The following is a 15,241-nucleotide window of genomic DNA, read 5'->3' as shown; positions in this document are numbered from 1 at the left end:
TGTTTTCGGGCTCCTGAAGTGGATGTATGCGCAATATGCTGTAAATACTCTTGTCAAAAACCCAGAATATAATGTACAGTATATTAATTATCCTGATAACGATAGATGGGATTTGCCGTTTTTTCAGATGAGAGTTCATTTGCATGCATAATTTGCCCCATAACATATACCAGTGGCGTCTCAAGGTACGATAAGTTATCTCACACAAGATGAGGCTGATTTTAGCTAAGAGATGATCTGTGCATATTATAAACCAAGAGGTGTCGGTTTCTTCACCCTGGAGGATTCCTGATATGTCTGCAACCGCAACTGAATTGCCGTTATTCCCATTGAATGTTGTACTTTTCCCTGGTACGGTTCTTCCATTGCATATCTTCGAGCCGCGTTATCGAGAGATGGTGGTGGATTGCCAGCGAGAGAATAAACCCTTTGGTGTGGTACTGGTAAAAGCTGGTAGCAAGTTTATGCGGGAAGAGCCTTACGAAGTTGGGACCCTGGCCGAAATCCATAATCTGCGGCCACTGGAGGATGGCTGCTATGATTTGATGGCGGTAGGTATCCAGCGCTTTCGCATCCTTAGTCAGAGCCATGAGAAGTCTTATCTCTCAGGCCTGGTTGAGGTATATGAAGATGAACCTGAGCCAGAAGAGATGTTGACCCCCATGGTCCAGCAGGCTCGCGGTCTGTTTGAAACCTATCTCAGCATGCTGCTCGATGCGCCTGAGGAGAATGACCTGCACACCAACCTGCCTGAAGCGGCTGAAGATCTATCACACTTCATTGCCTACTTCCTGGAGATTGAGGATACCAAGAAGCAGCACTACCTGGAGCTCACCTCGACCCAACAGCGCCTGGCTGAAGAGATCGCGGTGTTGCGGCGCGAGGTTCCATTTATGCGCCAGCTCCTCTTTAAACGGCCTGACGATGACCTTACTATGCTAAACTAGAGAGGAGATCATACAGGTACAGAGCGATGACAGCCTGCGCACATTGCCTGGCGCAGGACATACCATCGTATATCCGATGTGAAAGCGAGTAGCTTACAAAATGACCAATTACCAGAATTTCCGGCAGCGGCTGGATGCAGAATTGCGTACGTTAGATGTAGATAAAGTCAGAGACTTCTTAATTGCAGAGGGTCATTGGAGCGAGGAGGCTCCGGCCGATCCCGAGTTCGCGATGTGGATGATGATCGCGGGTAGCCCGACCTTGAAAGATTTACGTCCCCGGGCAAAGGAATGGTTGATTGGCCATGGCCACAGCGAGGAGGCCCAGGCCGTGTTTGGAAAAGAGCCCACCTCACATAAAGGATCCCAGAAGGCGCATGGTCCCAAAAGTGGAGGATCAAAACGCCCGGCGCAGCATAAGAGTAAGCCTCAAAAATCTTTTCCTCGCTCACCACGCCAGAAATAAAGCGCTTTTTTTGCCACAGATAATTTGACGCATGGGTTGACTTCGTGGTATAACCTCCAAAATAAGCCAAAAACCGAATGCTTCGTTCGGAATAGGTAAGGGAAGTAAAATGCATAGATCAATGTTGCTCCTGCATTTTTGCCTGTCTGGCTGGATCATACTAGGGTGTAACTGGCATTGGCGCAGATTGTAACATATGCATGTGCTGATCATAGTTTTTCGCTACAGGTATGACGAGATTGACACATTGATTATCAGGTTTCACAGTGGTTTGGAGGATTATCATGAGTCAAACGCTAACCTGGGGTATCCTTGGGGCTGGAAACATCGCGGGTGTCTTTGCGAAAGGTGTGGCAAGTTCAAAAACGGGGAAGCTCCTGGCGGTTGGAAGCCGTACTCAGGAGGCTGCCGATCGCTTTGGCGACAAGTGGAATGTACCACGACGCTATAGTAGCTATAGCGATCTGCTCGCTGATAAAGATGTGCAGGCCGTTTATATTTCTACTCCCCACCCAATGCACGCCGAGTGGGCGATCAAAGCTGCTGAAGCTGGCAAACATATTTTGTGTGAGAAGCCAATTGCCCTCAACCATGCCGAAGCTATGGCGATTGTAGAGGCCGCGCAACGCAATGATGTTTTCCTGATGGAAGCTTATATGTATCGCGGCCATCCCCAGATCGCCAAACTGGTCGAGCTGATTCGTGAAGGGGCGATTGGTGATGTACGTGTCATTCAAGCCAGCTTTGCCTTTAATGCTGGCTATAATCTAGATAGCCGCCTGCTGAAGGATACTCTGGGTGGTGGTGGTATTCTCGATGTTGGTGGTTACTGTACCTCTCTGGCCCGTCTGGTAGCTGGCGCGGCTACTGGTAAACCGTTCGCTGATCCAACAAAGGTTACCGCTACAGGTCATATTGGTGAAGAGAGCCATGTCGATGAGTATACCGTGGCTTCACTGGCCTTTCCCGGTGGTATCATTGCCGAGTTATTAACCGGGGTGCGCGTCAATGCTGAGAACGAGATCCGCGTTTACGGATCAGAGGGCTCTCTCACCATTCCGCCTCCCTGGAATCCTCGCGCCGGCCAGACCACAAAAGTCATTGTGAAACGTAATAATGGTGAGGTGGCCGAACACAGCTTTGAGACCGAGGATCTTTATGGGCTGGAAGCCGATACGGTGGCCGAGTACCTGGCGGAACGCCAATCTCCGACCATGAGCTGGGAAGATACACTGGGCAATATGCGCACATTGGATCAATGGCGCGCAGCGATCGGCTTGACCTATCCATTTGAGCATCCACAGGGGCCCGATCAGCATCTCCCGGTGCACAAACGACCTCTGAAGGTACGGCCGCAGAGCATCATGAAATATGGCCGCATTGAAGGCGTTGAGAAGCCCGTTTCACGTCTGGTGATGGGTGTCGATAACCAGGTCAACTGGCCTCACTCATCGGTCATGTTCGATGATTTCATCGAGCAGGGCGGCAACTGTTTCGACAGTGCCTATATCTATGGTGGTGGCCTGTGCGAAAAGATTCTTGGTCAGTGGATCAAAAGTCGTGGCCTGCGTGAGCAGGTGGTAATTCTGGATAAAGGTGCACATACACCCCATTGTAATCCCCAGGCCCTCGCTTCCCAATTCTTGCAGAGTCTGGATCGTCTGCAGACCGACTATGTAGATATCTACATGATGCACCGTGACAACACCGATATTCCAGTGGGTGAGTTTATCACTGTGCTCAACGAACACAAAAACGCCGGACGCATGCGCGTCTTTGGCGCCTCCAACTGGTCGATTGAACGTCTGCAGGAAGCCAACGACTGGGCGGCCGCCCATGGTATGAGTGGTTTTTCGGCCATCAGCAACAACTTCAGCCTGGCACGCATGGTAGACCCTGTCTGGGCGGGCTGTATCGCAGCCTCCGATCCCAAATCACGCGCCTGGTTAGAGAAGACGCAGATGCCCATTATGCCCTGGTCAAGCCAGGCTCGTGGCTTCTTTACCGGTCGTGCCCATCCTGATGATCATTCTGACGCGGAACTGGTACGCTGCTGGTATAGTGAAGATAACTTCAAACGCCTGGAGCGTGTGCAGCAGATGGCGAAAGAGCGCAGGGTACTTCCCATTAATATCGCTCTGGCCTACGTCCTGAATCAGCCATTCCCGACCTTCCCTCTGATCGGACCACGCCAGCTGTCGGAGACGCGCACCTCGTTGCCCGCCCTGACGGTTGAACTGACCCCCGAAGAAGTCCGCTGGCTGAATCTGGAAGACTGAAATAAGATCTGAATAAGTAAAACATGAGACATCCCAAATTTTAGGGATGAACTTGTGAAAGAAGCGAGCAGTTCTCCATTTTTGAAGGAGAACTGCTCGCTTCTCTTCTCTTGCAGAACAACGTGCTTTCCCCGTTTGGCTCGCTGAAAAGCACCACTGTGCCAAAAAACGGAAAAAGAGAAAGGAGCTGGTCAATCGACTTTCCACTCCCAAAGCATCCCAGCGGCTTCCACAGGGCCTAGGGGTATGCTCTTTTCGCACGCATTCGCATCCTCTGTTGGCAAGACGCGTTGTACCCGATGAACACCGGACACACGCCCACATGGTCAGCCGATGCCGACCAGAGCGTCTCTCGTCACGTGGGGAACCTCCACACCACCTCAGAGCATGATGATCTGGACGCGAGGCTGGGGCCGGGGCCGGCCAGCTACCTCCTCCCAGCGCGCAGGGATCCGTTGCCACAACCGACTCAAGGCCAGGCGCAGCCGTGCAAACGGCTGGTGTGCTTGCCGGGCATGACGGCCTGTGCGATGACAGTAGTGCCGCAACAGCCAGCGGCGTAAGAGTTCGTAAAACGGCGCCAGCAGGCTCAGCAGAAAGGCGTAGGCCAGCGCCGCCAACAGCAGCAGTTTTTCTCGCGGCTCCCACTCCCAGAGCCGCGGGCTTTGGAAGCCCAATTCGCTCTTGTTTTCTTTCCAGGTCAGTTCGATCTGCCAGCGACGCGCATAGGCAAACATGATCCGCCAGGCATCTTCCGCGGTGGTGATGGACTCGGCGGTGAGCAGATACCAGGGCAAGCCACCTTTGCGCCGAGCTACGACCAACCACAAGGGCTGCTCAGGATGGTCGGGGTGCGTCACCGGAAAGGCAAGAATGCTGCCCATGACCCACTGGTGACGACGGCAATCCCACACCCAGCGTTCTTGCCATCCTCGTTTGCCGCGGGTGATTTTCCAGGCTGCACGTCGCTGACCCTGGGCATCCACGAGCTGATAGTCTTTGTTCCAGCGCAGCACAAAGCGCAACGAGAACGCCAGCAACAGACCCAGCCAGAAACTGCTGGCGAAGCCTTGATCAAAGACATGCATCACCTCGCGTCCCCAGAGCAGAACGCCTTGCAGCAACAGTTTGGCTTGCTCATCGCGTTTGAAGGAGGCGCGCGCCCCACGGCTGGTCCACCACCGCATGCTGGCTAGTTCAGGCGGGTCGTCTTGCTGCTCGCTACCGACCAGGACCACGGCCAGCCAATGGAGGCCCGGCACAAAAATGGGGCCACGCGGTGGGGTGTAGTAGCCCTTTTTGATATGGGTGAGTCGCGCCGCTTTACTTGAGCGCACCGGGGCAAGATCATCGGAGGCGATACTTTCTGGTTTCTCCCAGGCGCTCTCATCCCACAGCGCCAGCACATCCCTTCCCATCTGTTTCCACCTTGTGAGGCGCTGGCTGGCTCGATGCCACAGATACGAGCGGATCAGCTCAGCGGACCATTTGCGACAATGCAGCAGCCGAGACAGGCGCTTGGTGCCTGCCGGGGCTTTGTCAGGCGTTTCGAGATAGCCGCCCATTTCCGAGAGGAGCAAGCCATTGACGCGATCACGAAAGGTCAAGATCACTGCGACCGTGTGCAACATCGTGCGCACCAGTCGTTTGTCCATGCGGGTATCAGCTTCCATGAGCAACGGAGCTAGAAACCGAGCGAGAGCGGTGTACAATCCCTGAGCCATCTCGGCAGGGGGATATGGTGGAACTTGTGGCTCCTCAAGCCGTGTGAGATACTGGGATGACATGAACAACACCTCCTGGATTGACTGAATGATGGTTGGTTGCTTTCTTCAGTCTCGCTCAGGAGGTGTCTTTTTACAAGCCCGACCTTAAAATTCGGGATGTCTCATGTTTTACTTATTCAGATGAGCGCCGTAGGCACACAAAGCACGTTCTACACCACCATTTTATTGCATACGCATGCAATAAAATGGTGGCCCTTCTTTGTTATAGTCAAATTGATGGATATTGCTTAGCGAGGAAGGAAAGTATTGCTTGGATAAAGAGCTGCTTGAGGAACAAACGCCTGAAGTGGCTGAGGTGCGGCGGGGCGAAATCGCCACGGTGGATAGACGATTAGTATTGATTATGTCTACTGCATGCGCTATCTCGGTCGCGAATTTATATTATATACAGCCGTTACTGGCAAACATGGGTCATGAGTTTGCCGTTTCGGCCAATGAAATGGGATTTATCGCTACATTAAGTCAGATCGGTTATGCCTGTGGTCTGCTATTTATTATTCCGCTGGGAGACAAATATAATCAGCGAACATTGATTGTGGGTATGTTGTGTGCGGTTACCCTGGCGTTGATCGGGATGGCCAGCGCTTCATCAATTGTGATGGTCGGGGTGGCCAGTTTCCTGGTGGGGGTGACGACGGTTGTGCCGCAACTGATTATTCCCTATTCAGCCCACCTGGCGCCGCCGAAGGCTCGTGGCCAGGTGGTCGGGACCGTTATGAGCGGCCTGCTGATCGGTATTCTGCTGGCGCGTACCGTGAGCGGTATCGTCGCGAATTACCTGGGATGGCGGTCCATGTACTGGATCGCGGCCGCCATGATGATCCTGCTTGCCGTTGCGATGCGTCTCCTGCTGCCCAGTGATCGGGCGAAAAAGGACACCATGAGCTATCCGCAGTTGCTGCGATCGCTATGGGATCTGGTGCGGGACGAGCCGGTCCTACGCGAGACGATGCTGTTCGGAGCTCTGGCTTTTGCCGCCTTTAGCGTCTTCTGGGTTTCGCTCTCATTCTTCCTGGAGACCCCTCCCTATCACTTTGGTAGTGAGGTCGCCGGATTGTTTGGCCTGGTGGGCGTCACGGGCGCGTTGGCGGCCTCGTTTGTTGGCAAGTTCGCCGATCGCCGCGACCCAAGGCTGGCCAATGGGATGGGCCTGGTCATTATCCTGGTCGCCTTCGTGTTGATGTGGTTGACCGGCCAGTGGCTATTCGGACTGGTCGTCGGCACTATTCTGCTCGACCTGGGCACGCAATCGAACCAAATCTCCAGCCAGGCACGCGTCTATAGCCTGCAGCCCGCGGCCCGCAATCGTTTGAATACCGTCTACATGTTTATCTACTTCGTGGGTGGCTCCATCGGATCTATCCTGGGTACCTTTGGCTGGAGCATAGCCAGGTGGAATGGTGTCTGTGCCGTGGCCTGTCTGCTGATCCTGCTTGCCCTTGGGTTCTATGCCCTCAACTCCCGCAACATGCGTCGGCATCTGATGGGTTCTAGATAGGCATTTGTAAGTGAAGAGCGGGAAGGCGACCATCCCGGCCGGGGTGGTCGCCTTCCCGCTCTTCACTCCATATTATTTATGGGCAGCTTCTTCCTGTTTTTTGTGCGAGGCTATAATCTCTTGCTGGACGTTTGGCGGTACTTCCGAGTACTGGCTAAATTCCATGCTGAAGCTACCTCGTCCCTGCGTGATGGAGCGCAGATCGGTGGCATAGTGCAGCATCTCTGCCTGTGGGACCGCGGCTGTGATACGCTGCATCCCATTTTCCAGCGACTCCATACCCATTACATGGCCGCGCTTGGTATTAATGTCGCTCATGACATCACCCATGTTTTGCTCTGGAACCTCAATAGTCACGTTCATGATGGGTTCCAGGAGCACTGGATTGGCCTGCGGCACGCCTTCTTGCATACCCAGTGAGGCGGCCACCTCAAACGACTGCGCTGAGGAGTCCACCGGGTGGTACTTGCCGTCAACCAGTGCCACCTTGACGTATACCATGGGGTGACCAGAGATAAAGCCCCGCTTGAGCGATTCGCGGATGCCCTTTTCGACTCCAGGGATGAACTGACCCGGCACGACGCCGCCCACAATTTTATCCTCAAACACAAAGGGTTGCTCACTATCACGTGGCAATGGCTCGATCTCCAGCCACACATCACCAAACTGTCCATGGCCGCCGCTCTGGCGTTTATGGCGTCCATTGGCGCGCACCTTCTTGCGAATCGTCTCGCGGTACGAGATGCGTTGATCGTGGGTCTGCAGGTCAACCGAGTATTTGCGCTTAATGCTTTCAACCAGGATCTGGATATGCGTCTCACCCATGCCGGACAGCAGCACTTCGGCCGTCTCGGGGTCGCGTGAGACACGAATGGTGCGATCCTCTTCGACGATACGCGCCAGGGCGTTGCTCATCTTGTCCAGGTCGGCCTGGCTATGCGGCACAATCGCGACGGTATAGCACGGGAGCGGCAGATTAATGGAATCGAGTGGCGTGCTGATCTCTTTACTGCTCGTCAGCGTATCGCCGGTATGGCTGTTTGATAGCTTGGCAACCGCCCCGAAATCGCCGGCGGGGATCTCTGTGGTGGGTTCCTGCGTTTTCCCATGCTGGATAATCAACTGGCTCATGCGTTCATCAGCCCTGGTTCCCACATTGGTGAGATGCATATCTGCTTTGAGCGTGCCACTGAAGACGCGGAAAGATGATATCGTACCCACCTGCGCGTTCGTGGTCTTAAAGATAAAGGTAGAAACATTATCGCCAAAGGCCGCGGCATCTTCAGCCACGGCATCCAGTGGACTGGGCAGGTAGTTTACAATCGTATCCATGAGCGTCTGCACGCCGATATTCTTGCTGGCCGAGCCGCATAGAACCGGAATGATCGTGCCGCTCCGGGTTCCTTTTTTGATGACAGCATTGATCTCTTCATCACTGAGCGTCTCACCCTCCAGGAACTTTTCCATGATGGTGTCATCGCTCTCTACGGCTGCCTCGATTAATTGTTCGCGATACGTCGCGATCTGGTCTTCAAGTTGCGAGGGGACAGAGACCTCCTGTACGCTATTGCCGCCCTCAAAGGTATACCCTTTTTGCGTTACCAGGTCGACCACACCATTAAAGCTCGCCTGTTCGCCAATGGGGAGCTGTAGGGGAACAATTCTGGAACCAAACTGGTTGCGCAATGAAGTCAAAGCTTGCTCAAATGAGGTATTTTCGCGATCGAGTTTATTGACCAGGACGATACGGGGAAGGTTGCGTTCATCAGCATATTGCCAGGTAAGTTCGGTCCCTACTTCCACCCCTTTTTCCGCAGTTACCACCACCAGTGCCGCATCGGCAACGCGCAGACCCGCCTTTACCTCTCCAACGAAATCGGGATAGCCAGGGGTATCGATAAAATTAATTTTGTGGTCGTTCCATTCCACTGGCAAGGCTTTAACCTGCAAAGACATGCGTCGTTTCAGTTCTTCAGGATCATAGTCAACGACCGAGGTGCCCTCATCTACTTTTCCATGGCGAGTGACTGCGCCACTATCATACAATGCGGCATCGATGAGGGATGTTTTGCCAGCTCCAACGTGAGAAATGAGCGCTACGTTGCGAATGTGTTCCGCCGGATAAACCTTCATAAAACCCAATCCTCCTGAGTTTCTACGCAGCAATGGCCTGGATCAGACAAGTATCGAGGGGTCTGCCATAGACCACCAGTGCGGCGCGGCCACGCGAATGGCTGTTTGCGGTACTGAGAAAAGTCGTGCACTTATCCCATCTCATTTCGTAGGTGTAGACCTAGTATATCAAAATTACGCAACATGTTCAACTGCACATCAAATCACGATATGGTGGCGCTTTTTTCTTTATTCTGCACGTTTTTGTTTATTTAATGCAAAAATCATTTTCTGAAGAATTGCGCTCATTCAAATTCGTGCCGATGTGTGCCGCACCGACGTTCTATTCTCACTATCATCGACACATTGAGGACTCATGTTTACTGCCTGCCCATGGATAGGTGGTGCCGTCGGCACAGGTCATTGCTCACAAAAGCGTTGTGCTATACTGGAAGCATATTTGTTCGACGCGGTTAGCGGAAGGGAGCTTTGCAGATATGACCATCGACATACATGACATCGAAGCTATTATTCAGCAGCAGGATACATGGCGTCAGACGCAGACAATTAACTTAATTGCCAGCGAGAACACCCCCAGTGAGGCGGTGCGGCGCGTTCAGACGTCGGATTTTATGGGTCGCTACGCAGAAGGACATCCCAACGAGGGTGAGCAGGTGAATCGCTATTACCAGGGGACGCGCTATATCGATCAAATCGAGCGCATGGCTGAGCAGGAACTGCTAAAGCTCTTCCATGCCAGGCAGGCGGATGTGCGCCCGATCAGCGGGAACGCGGCCAATACCGCCCTGGCTCTGAGCATTTTGCGCGGTGGGGATACTGTGATCGCGAATTCAACTGATGCTGGTGGGCACATCAGCCACGGGGCGGTCGGCGTGTTTGGTCGACGCATTCAGAATCGCGGTCAGTCGCTCAAAATCGGTGGTGAGCACTCGATCAACCTTCATTACCTGCCCTTGACGGAAGATCGCTATCATGTAGATGCCCAGAAAACCATTGAACTGGTTGATCAGCTCAATCCACAACTGGTGATCCTGGGAAAGAGCCTGTTCTTATTTCCTGAGCCTGTTTCAGAGATCGCCGCTTTCTGTAAAACCAAAGAGATCCCGGTTCTCTATGACGGGGCGCACGTGCTGGGCCTGGTTGCCGGCGGACAGTTTCAATCCCCCTTACAGGAAGGCGCGACCTGGATGACCGGTAGCACGCATAAAACCTTTCCAGGGCCGCAACGTGGTGTCATCTTATCCAACCTGGAGGATGCCGCCGCCATTAAAAAATACTGGCAACCCGCCGATCGGGGCGTGTTCCCCGGCTCATCGAGCAATCATCATCTGCATACCCTACCCGCCTTGCTGGTAGCCACGCGTGAGATGCAGCGTTATGGACATGAATACGCGGCACAGATCGTGCGCAACGCGCAGGCGCTGGGGCGGAGCCTGGATGAACTGGGGACACCGGTGGAGGCGCGCGAGTTCGGCTATACCCGCAGCCACATGATCGCCGTCAACGTGGCGCAATGGGGTGGAGGCGTCGAGGTCGCCAGGCGGCTGGAGGAGAGCGATATCATCCTGAACTATAACATGCTGCCTGGTGATGCTGATCCGCGCAATCCTTCGGGCCTGCGCATCGGCGTATCCGAGATGACGCGTTTTGGTATGGACGAGCACTCCATGGCCGAACTGGCGCAGTTGATTCACGAGAGCGTACGCGGCAAAAACGTGAAGTCGCAGGTCAATGCCCTGCGTGCCCGTTATGTAGAGATGAAATACATCTAAGCCTCATGTAAATAAGAGCGTGATGGGCCAGGCAGGTCAATGCTGCATTTGACTTGCCTGGCTTATTTTTTATAAATTATGGATGCAGCTACATCGCCAAAGAGCGCTAGATCAGTACCTGTTTTGATACATTCGCAAACACCTCGTCGTTTATTAAGAGAGAAGGCGTTGTGTCCAGACAGAGATGAACGTTGTTTGAGATAGCGTGGCGCGGCCAGACAAATCACAAGCAAATAGTCGATGGGTATCACGTCTATGCAGATGAGGGTGGTGTAGATGGGGGTGCTTTAGTTCAGTGCATGCTAAAGCATACAAAAAATTAAAGAAGTGGATATTTTTTCATGGAAAGTAATGATCACCTCGTCGGGAAACAACTCGGAACCTGTGTCCTGGAGCAAGTCATTGGCTCTGGTGGGATGGGGGTGGTCTATCGCGCGCACCAGACGCGTCCTGTGCGTGATGTGGCGGTCAAGGTTTTACGATCGGGTGCGGGCATCTATTCCGATGCCCATCAGGAATTCCTGGCCCGTTTCCGCCGCGAGGCCAATGTTATTGCTCAGCTCGATCACGTGAATATTTTGCCCATCTATGAATACGCGGAACAGGATGGGCTGGCCTACCTGGTGATGCCCTATCTAAGGGGCGGTAGTCTGCGCAATCTGCTGGAAAAGAAAGGCCGTCTCTCTCCTCAGGAGGCTTTCAAATACATCGAACAGGCTGGATCAGCCCTGCAATATGCCCATGACCATAAGATCGTACACCGCGATGTTAAGCCCGCCAACATGCTCTTCCATGCGGACGGTCGCCTGGTACTGGTTGACTTTGGTATCGCGCGCATTACGCGGGACAGCAGTGTGAGCAACCTGTCTGACCCTTCTTTAACGGCGGTAGGACAGTTTCTAGGTTCGGTTGAATATATGGCGCCTGAGATGGTACAGGGGCGCAGCGTCGACTATCGCGCCGACCTCTATGAGCTAGGGATCGTTCTGTTTCAGATGCTGGCCGGCCAGGTACCTTTTCAGGGTGGCTCGCCGCTCTTCATTGCGGCTATGCATATCAACGATCAGCCGCCATCGCTTCTCCAGTTGAATCCTGGTATCCCGCTGGCTCTCAATGCTGTGGTGCAGAAGTCCATCTCCAAAGATCCGGACGCTCGCTATCAATCGGCGCGAGAGATGGTTGAAGCTGTGCGCCATGCTATCGGAGCTTCAAACGCACTTTCGCAGGGATTGCAGGCTACTGAACGGGCAGCCAATGCCTCACGCTCGACCTCCTCGCCTGAATGGCCGCCTGTTCAAAGCAACTATGCGCTTCCCAACTCGCATCCCTCCGCGCCCAACTATTATCCAATCGATGCGCCACGCCCTGGCTATGTGCCTCACACGCCGCATGGTAGCATGCCAAACGCGCCACTCGCTTATCCCTTAGATGCTTCTCAGGGGCCGGTCCCCTATAACCAGCCTGTGGGCTCGGCACAGACTCCCCATGGTGGTTTCTCTTATCCCGGTCCCAATGCCTACCCAAGCTCTCAGGGATTGCCGCCGAACTACCATCTACAAGAGGCTGAGACCGCCTACAATCAAGGTCAAGCCTATAATCAAAGTCAATACGTAGAACCGCGTAGAAGATCCTCGGCCTGGACGGGCTGGCTGCTGGCCGTCGTAATCGTCGTGGCGCTGTGTATCGTTGGCGTCATCCTGGCTCCCCGGATTATCGAGGGCACATTTGGACAGGCCAGGCAAAATCCGACCCCTACGACGCGGCCAGCAACGCCAACACCAACTCCTACGAAGCAGCCAACGCCAACGCCAACCCCGACGCCGGTGGTTACCGCTGATAGTGCCCGTAAATTTGTAACAGGCTATTTTGACGACATTAATCAACGCAATTATAGGGACGCCTACAACCACTGGGCAAAGGATTATCAGGATAAGAACCCATATGACCAGTTCGCCAATGGTTTTGCGAACACGCAGCATGATGATGTCACGATTACTGATGTAGCTGCGGGAGATAACGGGACCTACAGGATCAGCGTAAATTTCGCGGCCACTGAAACTGATAATAATGGTGCAACCGTGATAAAGAACTTTCAAGGGACCTATATTGTCGGTATCGATCAGGGCGCGCAGCATTTATTATCCCAGTCGCGTGTACTGCCGGCCTAGTTGCGAGAGCCCAAAAAAGAACAGCAGGGATGATGGTCAACACCATCATCCCATCGTTGGTCTGTATTTAAGCTTCAGTGTGCTCTTTGAGCAGATTGACCAGCCACTCCTCATCATGGATGGGCACGCCCGCTTTTTGCGCCTTGGCCAGTTTGGAGCCTGGGTCTTCACCCACAACCAGGTGGCTGAGCGACTTGCTGACGCCAGTCGCAATCTTACCTCCCAGTTGGACAATGGCCTCTTCCGCCGCCCCACGGGTCATCGTATGCAGGCGTCCGGTGAGCAGGAACGATTGTCCTATTAGGGGACCGGTCTGTTCTATGGATTCCTCTTCCAGTGTCAGACCCGCTTCACGTAGCCTTTCGATCAAGGCCAGGTTATCACTATCCTGTAGCCAGCTATAGACGCTCTGGCCGATCTCAGGACCCACGCCAGGTACTTTAATGATCTCTTCGGCACTGGCCTGTTTTAACGCATCGATGCTGCCAAAGGCGGTGGCCAGTAGCTGGGCCGATTTTTCACCGATGTAGCGAATGTTGAGGCCAAAGAGTACGCGCCAGAAGGGTCGTTTTTTACTGGCCTCGATAGCGTTGAGCATGTTGTCCGCACTCTTCTTCTTCACACCCTCCAACGCCAGCAGTTGTTCTTCGGTCAGGTGATAGAAGTCCGAGAGTGATTTGATGTAACCGGCATTGACAAGCTGCTCAGCCATCTTCTCGCCGATCGACTCGATATCCATCGCTCCCTTGGACACAAAGTGGATCACGCTTTGCAAGACGCGTTCTGGACACTCTTTGTTGGGGCAGTAGGCCATCGCCTGGTCTGGAATGCGCACGATCGGTGTATCGCAGAACGGGCAGCGGTCCGGCAGATGGTAGACCTGTTCCTCTCCAGTGCGTCGCTCCACGACCGGCTTAACGACCTGGGGGATGACTTCTCCGGCGCGCTCGACCAGTACCCAGTCACCGATGCGCAGGTCCTTGCGCTGGATATCCCCCTCATTGTGCAATGTCGCCCGCGAGACCGTCACGCCGCGAATATTAACCGGCTCTAACACCGCCCAGGGATTAAGCGCGCCGGTGCGACCAACATTGACACGAATGTCCAGGAGCTTTGTGGCAACCTGGATAGGAGGATACTTAAAGGCGATGGCCCAGCGTGGATCGCGGGCTACCGTTCCTAGCTCTTCCTGATGGGCCAGGTCATTGATCTTGATAACCACCCCGTCAATCTCATAGGGCAGATTAAAGCGCTCTTTCTCCCATTTATTGCAGTATGCCATGACCGCATCCAGATCCGGCGCAAGCTCAATGTGTGGGTTGACGGGAAATCCCCATTCTTTAATCATCTCCAGCGCTTCCCACTGGCTGTTGATGCGCATCCCATCGACGTAGCCGATCTGATAGCCGAAGAAGCTCAGGTTGCGGGTCGCCGTGATGCGCGCATCTTTCTGGCGCAGCGAACCCGCGGCGGCATTACGCGGATTGGCGAATAAACGGGTATCGCTCATCTCTTCATTGAGCTGCTCAAAGCTCTTGATCGGCATATAGATTTCACCACGCACCTCTACTTTAGATGGCACATGTTTGCCGCGCAGTTTATGGGCAATGGTTCGGATCGTGCGCACATTGGGCGTCCAATCTTCGCCTACCATGCCATCGCCACGAGAAGCACCAGTCACCAGGCGCCCCTCTTCATACGTCAGAGCCATCGCCAGCCCATCAATCTTTAGCTCACAGACATAGCTAAAGGTCACGTTGGGCAAAATATTCTGCGCGCGTCGATGCCAATCCAGGAGCTCCTTTTCGCTGCGCGCATTGGCCAGGCTGAGCATTGGTACCGGATGGACATGCTGGGGAACATCCTGGATCGGACCCGCCCCCACACGTTGTGTGGGCGAATCAGGCGTCTGCAATTCAGGATGCTCACGCTCGATACGCAGAAGCTCAATCATCAACTGATCATACTCGGCATCCGTCAAAATCGGGTTATCATTGACGAAATATTGATAGTTTGCCTCTTCAATTTGATGCCGCAGTTCAGCCAGATGGATTTCTAGCTGTTCCTCCGCGTCTTTTTCTCCCGTCTGCTCCGGCGCGTGCGCAGTATTCTCTACCTGCTCGCTCTCTGTGCGCCCATCATGGACATCGGACATACTTTTCTCTCCTGCCAAAAGTTTGTATACGTACTC

General features: G+C 53.8%; 9 protein-coding genes. 6 read left to right on the top strand and 3 right to left on the bottom strand.

Annotation, left to right across the window (positions count from 1 at the left end; all coding sequences use genetic code 11):
• Positions 1-293 precede the first annotated feature (293 nt).
• The 3 genes from KTT_RS05075 to KTT_RS05065 all read left to right on the top strand — a co-directional run bounded on the left by KTT_RS05075 (position 294) and on the right by KTT_RS05065 (position 3,692).
• On the top strand, positions 294-947 hold the full coding sequence (locus KTT_RS05075; protein WP_126594948.1) for an LON peptidase substrate-binding domain-containing protein: 654 nt from the start codon (positions 294-296) through the stop codon (positions 945-947).
• Positions 948-1,047: 100 nt separating this feature from the next.
• Positions 1,048-1,413 (top strand): hypothetical protein, encoded by a 366-nt coding sequence (locus tag KTT_RS05070; protein WP_126594947.1) that lies wholly within the window; start codon positions 1,048-1,050, stop codon positions 1,411-1,413.
• A 284-nt stretch (positions 1,414-1,697) separates the two neighbouring features.
• Positions 1,698-3,692 (top strand): aldo/keto reductase, encoded by a 1,995-nt coding sequence (locus KTT_RS05065; RefSeq protein WP_126594946.1) that lies wholly within the window; start codon positions 1,698-1,700, stop codon positions 3,690-3,692.
• Between the two features lie 380 nt (positions 3,693-4,072).
• Here the strand turns inward: KTT_RS05065 and KTT_RS05060 are convergent, their stop codons facing one another.
• Positions 4,073-5,479, bottom strand: coding sequence for a hypothetical protein (locus KTT_RS05060; RefSeq protein WP_126594945.1), 1,407 nt, complete (start codon positions 5,477-5,479; stop codon positions 4,073-4,075).
• Between the two features lie 250 nt (positions 5,480-5,729).
• Here KTT_RS05060 and KTT_RS05055 point away from each other — a divergent pair, with 250 nt between their 5' ends.
• Complete coding sequence (locus KTT_RS05055; protein WP_235845603.1) at positions 5,730-6,977, top strand: MFS transporter; 1,248 nt, start codon at positions 5,730-5,732, stop codon at positions 6,975-6,977.
• Between the two features lie 72 nt (positions 6,978-7,049).
• On the opposite strand, the gene fusA is transcribed toward KTT_RS05055, so the two are convergent.
• Complete coding sequence (gene fusA / locus KTT_RS05050; RefSeq protein WP_126594944.1) at positions 7,050-9,110, bottom strand: elongation factor G; 2,061 nt, start codon at positions 9,108-9,110, stop codon at positions 7,050-7,052.
• 476 nt (positions 9,111-9,586) lie between these two features.
• Between fusA and glyA the strand changes: the two genes are divergently transcribed.
• Positions 9,587-10,882 (top strand): serine hydroxymethyltransferase, encoded by a 1,296-nt coding sequence (glyA, locus tag KTT_RS05045; protein ID WP_126594943.1) that lies wholly within the window; start codon positions 9,587-9,589, stop codon positions 10,880-10,882.
• Positions 10,883-11,223: 341 nt separating this feature from the next.
• Positions 11,224-13,050, top strand: coding sequence for a serine/threonine-protein kinase (locus KTT_RS05040; protein ID WP_126594942.1), 1,827 nt, complete (start codon positions 11,224-11,226; stop codon positions 13,048-13,050).
• A 67-nt stretch (positions 13,051-13,117) separates the two neighbouring features.
• On the opposite strand, the gene ligA is transcribed toward KTT_RS05040, so the two are convergent.
• Positions 13,118-15,205 (bottom strand): NAD-dependent DNA ligase LigA, encoded by a 2,088-nt coding sequence (ligA, locus tag KTT_RS05035; protein ID WP_160145647.1) that lies wholly within the window; start codon positions 15,203-15,205, stop codon positions 13,118-13,120.
• Positions 15,206-15,241: the final 36 nt, after the last annotated feature.

Origin of the sequence: Dictyobacter aurantiacus (assembly GCF_003967515.1) — a bacterium.
Classification (GTDB): domain Bacteria; phylum Chloroflexota; class Ktedonobacteria; order Ktedonobacterales; family Ktedonobacteraceae; genus Dictyobacter; species Dictyobacter aurantiacus.
Note: the sequence above shows the minus strand (reverse complement) of the source record. Positions and strands in the feature narration are given on the sequence as shown.

What these genes read in the sequence shown, in the direction of transcription:
- KTT_RS05075 (WP_126594948.1), top strand. Translation starts at nt 294, where the DNA reads ATGTCTGCAACCGCAACTGAATTGCCGTTATTCCCATTGAATGTTGTA.
- KTT_RS05070 (WP_126594947.1), top strand. Translation starts at nt 1,048, where the DNA reads ATGACCAATTACCAGAATTTCCGGCAGCGGCTGGATGCAGAATTGCGT.
- KTT_RS05065 (WP_126594946.1), top strand. Translation starts at nt 1,698, where the DNA reads ATGAGTCAAACGCTAACCTGGGGTATCCTTGGGGCTGGAAACATCGCG.
- KTT_RS05060 (WP_126594945.1), bottom strand. Translation starts at nt 5,479, where the DNA reads ATGTCATCCCAGTATCTCACACGGCTTGAGGAGCCACAAGTTCCACCA.
- fusA (WP_126594944.1), bottom strand. Translation starts at nt 9,110, where the DNA reads ATGAAGGTTTATCCGGCGGAACACATTCGCAACGTAGCGCTCATTTCT.
- glyA (WP_126594943.1), top strand. Translation starts at nt 9,587, where the DNA reads ATGACCATCGACATACATGACATCGAAGCTATTATTCAGCAGCAGGAT.
- KTT_RS05040 (WP_126594942.1), top strand. Translation starts at nt 11,224, where the DNA reads ATGGAAAGTAATGATCACCTCGTCGGGAAACAACTCGGAACCTGTGTC.
- ligA (WP_160145647.1), bottom strand. Translation starts at nt 15,205, where the DNA reads ATGTCCGATGTCCATGATGGGCGCACAGAGAGCGAGCAGGTAGAGAAT.